5 protein-coding genes and 2 pseudogenes are annotated in these 2,860 nt (G+C 40.0%); 2 read left to right on the plus strand and 5 right to left on the minus strand.

The genetic code is table 11. From position 1 onward, the window contains the following. Both WA010_RS01815 and WA010_RS01820 read left to right on the plus strand, forming a co-directional pair. Positions 1-539 (plus strand): annotated as a pseudogene (locus WA010_RS01815) (hypothetical protein); the annotation flags it as partial. Between the two features lie 37 nt (positions 540-576). Further along, positions 577-669 (plus strand): annotated as a pseudogene (locus WA010_RS01820) (helix-turn-helix domain-containing protein); the annotation flags it as partial. Positions 670-897: 228 nt separating this feature from the next. Here WA010_RS01820 and WA010_RS01825 read toward each other — a convergent pair. The 5 genes from WA010_RS01825 to WA010_RS01845 all read right to left on the minus strand — a co-directional run bounded on the left by WA010_RS01825 (position 898) and on the right by WA010_RS01845 (position 2,685). After that, positions 898-1,419 (minus strand): DNA-binding protein, encoded by a 522-nt coding sequence (locus WA010_RS01825; RefSeq protein ID WP_422555470.1) that lies wholly within the window; start codon positions 1,417-1,419, stop codon positions 898-900. Next, positions 1,412-1,696 carry a hypothetical protein gene (locus WA010_RS01830; protein ID WP_422555471.1) on the minus strand — a complete coding sequence of 95 codons (285 nt, stop codon included), beginning with the start codon at positions 1,694-1,696 and terminating at the stop codon, positions 1,412-1,414. Before WA010_RS01830 ends, WA010_RS01825 begins: the two co-directional genes overlap by 8 nt. A gap of 398 nt (positions 1,697-2,094) precedes the next feature. After that, positions 2,095-2,376, minus strand: coding sequence for a NadS family protein (nadS, locus tag WA010_RS01835; RefSeq protein ID WP_422555472.1), 282 nt, complete (start codon positions 2,374-2,376; stop codon positions 2,095-2,097). Further along, on the minus strand, positions 2,373-2,546 hold the full coding sequence (locus WA010_RS01840; RefSeq protein ID WP_422555474.1) for a hypothetical protein: 174 nt from the start codon (positions 2,544-2,546) through the stop codon (positions 2,373-2,375). The genes nadS and WA010_RS01840 overlap by 4 nt, the downstream gene beginning before the upstream one ends. Further along, on the minus strand, positions 2,518-2,685 hold the full coding sequence (locus WA010_RS01845; RefSeq protein ID WP_422555473.1) for a hypothetical protein: 168 nt from the start codon (positions 2,683-2,685) through the stop codon (positions 2,518-2,520). Before WA010_RS01845 ends, WA010_RS01840 begins: the two co-directional genes overlap by 29 nt. Positions 2,686-2,860: the final 175 nt, after the last annotated feature.

Consider the following 2,860-nt stretch of genomic DNA (forward strand, 5'->3'; position numbering starts at 1 on the left):
ATGGAATAGACGCATTCTTGGTTCGTGATCTTAACCGTGACGGTATGATTAACGACGGAAGTGAACTCTTCGGCAGTGCTACGGTTCTCTCAAACGGCACCAAAGCAAAAGAGGGCTACGCCGCACTGAGTGATTTGGATGATAATCATGACACTATGCTCACGACCTCGGATCAAGCCTTCGCAGAACTCTCTCTATGGATCGATACCAATCTAAATGCCCAAACCGATGAGGGAGAGATGCTAACTCTACGCGAAGCTCATATCTCCTCATTACATCTCTCAAACAATCAAATAAACCGCATCGATCAAGGTAATATTGTCGGCGCAAGCTCATTGTATACTTTAGATGATGAAAGAATATTTGAAACCGTAGACGTACAGTTCGCATCTCAATCTATATCTCATTCACTCGATTTTGATCAGATTATTCAATCCATTCATGCCTTCAAAGAGCCTAAGGCTCTTGATATGTGCCAGTATGAACAAACATGCATTAATCTTCCTTCCAATATTATCGTTAATGCTTATCAACAATAACGCTTCCTCTTCGGAGGAAGTAGCTATACGATGACACTCCAGTGGAGTGCCGCCTCGTGATGTTGCTAAAGATTTTGGAGTATCATTGGCGACACTGTATCGATGGATACCTGCTTCCGATCAAAATTGATGTCAAATCGTACTTGCAACATCTCTGAAAATATATCGTTTTTTACACCTACCAGCCGTTTGAACTCAGATGGTTTCAATTTCTGAACCGCTTTTGAGGTTATGTAAGAAGTCTAATGTAAAAAAAAGTATTTTCGGATTTATAAATATCGGATAATTGGGTGTCCACCTACAAAGGGATTTTTATTCCCATGTGTTTTAAAAGTAGCTTAAATACTTTATAGATGGGTTATGCCAACAGCTGTCTAATCGACGTATGTGTTGGCATACGCATCGCTTCAACTGCAAAATTAATCTCTTTTGCGATTGTGGCAACGTCGATCTTCCATTGGGGAATATTGTACCGTTCAGCCCTTTTCCCATCATTTAGCCATCGTAATGCTTCACTTAAATGCCAGAGTGATGTATTGCCTGAATGGACCGGCATCGGTGCTTCGCTTGAAGCAAAAATTTTGAGAATATTTTGACGAGAACATCCGATGGTCTCAGCTATATCAGAGACTCCTGCGAAATCTGGCTTTGCTTCCGTGAGTGATGCAGTAGGGATTGCTTTTTTAACATCTTTGATTGCACTTTCGAATGCTTCTGCGGCACTTATGGCTTCACGTGTAAAAGAAAGCCCTATTACGCCGCTTTTACCACTTCCAATCAGCGCATCATCACAACCAGCTTCGTAAAGACGATCGATAAGATTATTCATCTCTTCGTTAGTATTTACTTTGAACAAAAGTTCGAATTCGTATTCACGCATCGGAATCTCCTTTATTTTCATTATCCTGTTTGGCTTTAATACAGCCATCTACATGCCTTTTTAAATCTCTTGCATGGTTCTGAGGATTTTTAGGCGTTGACCATATACTTATTTGGCAAAAGATCCCATTTCTGCAAGCGTTATCATTGTAAGGACACAAAAGTAATCCCCATGCATGAGTTTTGCCAGTTCTCTTTTTTACTGTCCATCCAAGTTCTTCAGCATGAGCAATGGCAGCTTCAATATCCTTATCAGGATGTCTTGGTCTGTTTGACATAGTATTCCTTATATTCGTTAGTATATCGACAAAACTATTTAGTTGTCAAGTGACAACCTTTTATCTAATCCCATTTGCCATAAAATACCTTAAAGCGGTCATTGATATCGGTTTGTCGAGCTTGGTATTGATGATCTTTATGAGTACAGACAATATTATTGGTGATGAAAGGCAATAGTTCAAAAGCTGTCACAACACAGCTAATGATAGGTCTTGATACTTTTTTTAGAAGGCTCAAATGGTATAACGAAAAAGGGCTTGCAGGCATTAGAGAGGTTTCATTAGGAGGAAGACCCGATGGAAATCCGGGTACAAATAAAAATCTGTACCAAAGCGGACACCGATCCTTTAATAAGGCTTAATTCTACTTTTCCAGCCCCGTCAGGTGCACTAAGCACTTAATGAGCAAACACTTCTGGATGCGTAGCTGCAATCCCAAGTAATACACGTGCAGGACCTTCAGGTTTACGACGTGACTGCTCCCAGTTTCTTAGTGTATTTACACTGATATTTAAAAGTCCCGCAAACTCATCCTGAGTAAGCTTTAATCGTGCTCGTATAGATTTAGCATCAGGCTCATCAATCATGAATGAACGTGACGGTTTTCGTGTGTGCTGTAGTATCTCTTTTGCTTCGCCAACGCTTGCAAGTAAGTCATTAAACATTGAATCTTCCATCATAAACCTCCTATGAAAGTTTTTCTCAACATCTCGATTTGTTTTGGGGACAAATCGGATGTTTTACTTTTTTCATACACATAGATCATAAGGATAAGACTATTTTCCTCATGATAGTAGTAGATATTTCGTATTCCACCACTTTTACCGCTGTTTTTGATGGACCAGCGAATTTTTCTCTCCGCCTGATCCTTTAATCACCGCTCCGCTTTTAGGATGCTCCACTAAAAAGGTTTGAAGCTCCTTATATTCCTCATCAGAGAGGATACGGGTGATTTCACGAGTAAAGATAGTAGTTTCAGCTATTTCCATAGGATAATTGTATCAGATGTTTATTGGTAAGTCAATGGCGTAGTTTTGAAAAGCAATATGTGCCATGCTTCGATACTCTCGATAATACCCAAGCATTAGTAATAGTTGATCTGCAATCGACAAGCTATTCGGTTTCCCACCTCGTCGCTTTTTCTCTTTGTGATGCTCTTCGCAC

The sequence above is a fragment of the Sulfuricurvum sp. genome (assembly GCF_049305995.1).
In the GTDB taxonomy this organism is placed as follows: domain Bacteria; phylum Campylobacterota; class Campylobacteria; order Campylobacterales; family Sulfurimonadaceae; genus Sulfuricurvum.